Source organism: Thermovenabulum gondwanense, assembly GCF_001601575.1.
Taxonomy (GTDB): domain Bacteria; phylum Bacillota; class Thermosediminibacteria; order Thermosediminibacterales; family Thermosediminibacteraceae; genus Thermovenabulum; species Thermovenabulum gondwanense.
In genome coordinates this window covers 1-4418 of the sequence record NZ_LOHZ01000041.1, presented here as the reverse complement: position 1 = coordinate 4418, position 4418 = coordinate 1, and the positions used below count along the sequence as shown (strand labels likewise).

General features: G+C 41.6%; 3 protein-coding genes. All 3 read right to left on the bottom strand.

The window, feature by feature from the left end; all coding sequences use genetic code 11:
* Positions 1–149: 149 nt before the first annotated feature.
* Entirely contained in the window at positions 150–1547 is a 1398-nt protein-coding gene (locus ATZ99_RS09445; protein ID WP_068748990.1) for an MFS transporter, read from the bottom strand.
* A 261-nt stretch (positions 1548–1808) separates the two neighbouring features.
* On the bottom strand, positions 1809–2981 hold the full coding sequence (locus ATZ99_RS09440) for an MFS transporter (RefSeq protein ID WP_068748989.1): 1173 nt from the start codon (positions 2979–2981) through the stop codon (positions 1809–1811).
* Between the two features lie 125 nt (positions 2982–3106).
* Positions 3107–4330 carry a uroporphyrinogen decarboxylase family protein gene (locus ATZ99_RS09435; protein WP_068748988.1) on the bottom strand — a complete coding sequence of 408 codons (1224 nt, stop codon included), beginning with the start codon at positions 4328–4330 and terminating at the stop codon, positions 3107–3109.
* Positions 4331–4418 lie beyond the last annotated feature (88 nt).

The window sequence follows — 4418 nt, the reverse complement described above, 5'->3', positions numbered from 1 at the left end:
AAACTTAGTAGTTCTTTGTATGCCAACTTTTTCCATATAGGTTGGTAAGGGGTATTATTGTCTTTTTTCATCTGAATATTTTTTATTTCCATTTTTCGGGTATTGACATATTACCGTGAGTCTTTTTTTATTTATGTCACAGTTGATACTTATTTGATCGCTCCGGAAGCTTCTGCCTTTCTCTGATTTATTTCATTTTGCATTTCCACCAGTTTTTCTCTGGTAAGTTTATAGCCCACTGCAAGTATAATTCCTGACACTAAAGCAAATACGCCGGGAATAAATACGAACACGTTTACCACTGCATTTTTCAATGCCATCGTTGCTTCCTGGGGCTTGATTCCCGAAACAAAGCCTGCCGTAGATAGCACGAAGGGAATAATTGTACCCCTTGAAATGATTGCGGTTTTTAAAGATAAATTCATCAACCCCATAACAAATGGTGATGCATCCTCACCGGTTTTCCACTGGGCGAATATAGATACGTCGGAATACAAGCTTACCATGACGGAGGCCAGTAATCCGAGGAATGCCCTGGCTATTAGCACCACCACGAAGAACATAACAAGATTCATTGCTACAAACTTGCACAGTATCAAAGCAATGCCGAGCCCGAATAAACCGACTATGGAAGCTGTCCTTGTTGACAGGGACTTTGCCAGCGGACCGGCAATATACGCACCTATTACCTGGGCAATGCTGCCCAGCAACAGGTACATGGGCAACAAAGACATATTCTGGGCAACATAGGTAAAGTAATAAGCTGCTGCGGCGGTCATGATGAAATTTACCATATACCTTAAAAAGTCTGACATCAAAAGGACTATTAATGGAGGGTTCTGAACAAGGCTGTTAAGCATTCCTTTAAAGGATACCCTCTGAGCCGAGGAAGCTGCCTTACCCTGCACTTGTTCGGTGGGCTCGTAACCTTCGGTCAATTTAAATACTGTCCAGTAGCAAATCATCATTACAAACGCCATAATTCCTGCCAGCATAGAATAACCCAATATGGGATTGTTTGTTACCTTCCCCAAGTAATTGGCCAGCGGTGGCCCCGTGTAAGAAAATACCACACCGGCTAATGCGGTATATGTGGCCCTCCTCGATGCAAGCAATGCCCTTTCTTCAGGATTATTAGCAAGAACGGGTATCAGCGAAACATTGGCTACCCAGGGTATATTCCATGCAATGTGGCTTAATATGAACCCGGCGCAAACTATAAATGCAGCCAGCGATTCGGGGCCAATTTTGGTAAACTGGAAAATATACAGAATTACTACAAAGGGTGGCGCAATTAACATCCAGGAGCGATTTCTCCCCCATTTCAGAGGTTTCATACCGCTTATAATTGCGCCGTAAAAAGGAGAAAGGATAGCGTCAACGATACTGGTAACCGAACCTATCAATGCCACCATGGGGAGCGAAAATTTGGCCACATTTGTAAGGAAAAACACAAACAGGTAAAGCTCCACGCTTGTCATTAAAGAAAAACCAAAGTCGCCCAAACCGTAAAATGTCCTCAGGGCTTTACTCAAAGGCTTCTTCACATTAACTTCCTCCTTTTAGTAAAATTGGAAGATAAAATAAGCTTACTTATTAAATTTTCACCCCCCACAGTTATGGTTGTTGTTTTTTCAAAATTTTAATTTGTATTTACATGTATTTCATTTCTAATTTTATAATATTTTATTTTTTAATTCAATTATTAAATGTGTATACAATTAATTTTTTTTAAATTAATAATTTTATTTTGTAAATTAAAAGGGCGGGCATCCGAGAGAATGCCCACCCGGGGTGTAATACTTTTTTTAATTAACGGGCGGTGTTATAGATTTAGAATATTTTGTTTTTATCAATGTATAAAAAACTACCGCACTGATAGCGTATACAACCATTGCTACAAAAATTGGGAATCTTATATAATTATTTATGTTCAAAAGTAGTGCAATGTAATAGGTGGAGATAAAACCTCCTAAATTCATAAAAGCCATAAGCATACCGGATGCTGAAGCAAAAGCAGCTGGCGGAACGATTGATCCTATTATCATCATCACAGCTGGCATCAATATGCTGAACCCGAAACCTACAAGAGTTGAACCCACCGTCAACATAATTAAACTGTTTGCATAAAATACGCTTCCCATACCCAGGGATATAATAATTAAGCTCAAAGGAATGACATTAAGCTTTATATACTGGTGAAGTTTTCCGAATACCGCACCTCCAATCATTCCTCCTACCGTGAACATTGACAGCACCACTCCAGCGGAGGCCGCGTCTCCCAGGTTACCTGTAATTATAATTGTCGACATATTTACCAGCATAGGGTAATTTAACATCATGGATATTCCAAAGAGTGCTCCTATTAAATATACAGCACCTGGCATTTTGTCCTTACCTGTAGCTGTATCCTCTTTTCTTTTTTCAGGTTCCGGCAGCATGGAAAGTACCATAAAAAAGGTGATAAGCGCCAATAAATGGGGCAGAAAAGCATGCCTCCAGCTAATTGTGCACATAACAGCGCCGAGCATCTGAAGCACTATTCCGCCCAAGTTCATAACAACCCCTGAAAGTCCTAACATATTAGCCCTCTGCTGCCCTTCAAAAAGTCCTAAAATCAACGCTGTTCCAAGGGGTGATATTATACCAAGGCCAATTCCAAACAATGCTCTTGCGACAAGTATGGTAGTAAAATTGTTCATAAAGTACGGGGCAGCACCTGCCACTGCAAAAAGAAGGCTACCTAACAGCAGCAGGGTCCTGTATCCCACCTTGCTTCCGGCAACCATGCCGGACCATGCAGTTGCGGGTATCAGAAATAGTGAAGGTAAAGTAGAAGCCAGTAAAATTGTGCTAAAGGGAAGATTTGGAAATGCTTCCGCTATGTTTTGAAGTGCAGGGGTTATGGTGCCTATACCCATGGCTATAAAAAACACCGACATTACCGCCACAACCGTGCTGGTTTTACTTTTACCCACCATACCCACCCTTTCTTTTTAAATATTTTATTCTACTTTTTGTAAATTTTGTTCTTTTCTGTATATTTAATATCTAATATTCTTTTAAATGGCGGTCACCGTTTTATTTACCGGTGACCGCCTTATTTTTAAGCGTACTTTTCTACAGCTTCATAAAGAGCCGCAATATTTTCCAGCGGGGTATCTTTTGGAGCCGTTCCCACGCTCGGGGCTAAGATGAATCCTCCGCCGGGTTTTACCTGCTCGGCTAAATTCTTTATATGTTCGTGAATCTTTTCGGGAGTTCCACCTACTACTAAGCTAATCGGGATGCCTCCCATTATGCAGGTATGTCCCTTCAATAATTTTGTAGCCTTTATAATATCTGTTTTTTCAAAATATGCCACACCCCAGCCTTTTGGAAGTTCAAGAATGGTCTCTAAATGGGCATCGTGACGCCCTTCAAAGAATACAAAAACTTTCATTCCTTCATTCACAAGCCTCAATATTACCTCTTTTAATCCCGGCCAGTAAAATTCGTTGTACAACTTCGGTGATAAGTATTCATTAAGATGTAACGGTATAAATATCAGGTTTATTCCATATTTTTTTGCTTCCAATCCATAATTTACAATTGGTTCCACCATTGCCTCACAGGCTCTTTTAACCTTATCGGGGTATCTCCTGATATCCAGCAAAGTATTTTCAGGGCCTCTCAAAAAGTCTCCTATTATATCCAGAGGTGCATAAGCACCACCTATCCCAATAGAAGGATAGCCCAGCTGTGCAGAAATAGCTCCAATTTGACCCATTAATGCGCCGAACCTGGTTATCTCTATGCCAAATTTGACCATGGTGGCCATCATCTGCTTTGGAGTCGCTAAATTTTTGCAGGCTCTCGGTAAGATTGTTTCCGCGATAAATTTTACCGGGTTCTCGATCAGCTGGTCGTATTCCGAAGGATCCATAAAGACTCCGCCGATAAATTGAGGCGAAGCATCCGCCGATATTTCCCTTCCCGGGTATCTATAATATTTATCTCCAAGGACATCGTGCATGGGACCGGTTATAAATGTGGTATTAAAAGCGATGTCCGGCGTATCCGCAAAAGCCATGCAGAATACCCTGCCGTCCAAACCGGAAATCGAGGCCGCAAAAGGCCAGTCACAGGGGAAATCTTTTATAAACTTTTCTACTGCTTTTACAGCTTTGTCGTAATCATAGCAAAATTCGTGCTGGCTTATTCCATAATAAGCCGGGACAATGTCTCCGCCTACTCCCGCCAGCGGTAATCTATCGGGTTCCTGAAGGTTGATAGCGGCCATTATTCTATCATAACGCTCTTTTGCCAGTTCCTCCGGTGTCTTTGCCATCCTCCATCACCCCTCTATCCCCATTAATTCTTTGCACAGCCTTACTCCCTTTGCCGCATCGTCAGCCCACGCATCCGCCCCCGCATAC

Coding starts and splice junctions, on each gene's coding strand:
- ATZ99_RS09440 (WP_068748989.1), bottom strand. CDS start 2,981: ATGGTGGGTAAAAGTAAAACCAGCACGGTTGTGGCGGTAATGTCGGTG.
- ATZ99_RS09435 (WP_068748988.1), bottom strand. CDS start 4,330: ATGGCAAAGACACCGGAGGAACTGGCAAAAGAGCGTTATGATAGAATA.